Origin of the sequence: Nostocoides sp. F2B08 (assembly GCF_009184895.1) — a bacterium.
GTDB lineage: Bacteria > Actinomycetota > Actinomycetes > Actinomycetales > Dermatophilaceae > F2B08.
In genome coordinates this window covers 1-249 of sequence record NZ_WESE01000045.1, presented here as the reverse complement: position 1 = coordinate 249, position 249 = coordinate 1, and the positions used below count along the sequence as shown (strand labels likewise).

General features: G+C 67.1%; 1 pseudogene. It reads left to right on the top strand.

Annotation, left to right across the window (positions count from 1 at the left end):
- Positions 1–32: 32 nt before the first annotated feature.
- Positions 33–249: pseudogene (locus GA707_RS20655) on the top strand (alpha/beta hydrolase); the annotation flags it as partial.

The window sequence follows — 249 nt, the reverse complement described above, 5'->3', positions numbered from 1 at the left end:
TCCTCTTTCACGGCACCTCAGCGCATCCGGACGTGGTGTGGCTCCCGTGGCTGCGAGGGCGGCTGACGGAGCGCGGCTACGCCGTCGAGGCGCCGCACTATCCCAGCCTCAACGTCGAACCCATTGCCACCTTCCTGCCGACGGTGCTGGCCAACCACACCTTCGATGCGAACACCGTGCTCGTGGGTCACTCGGGCGGGGCAGCACTGCTGCTCGCGATCCTCGAGCACATCGAGACCACGGTCGATC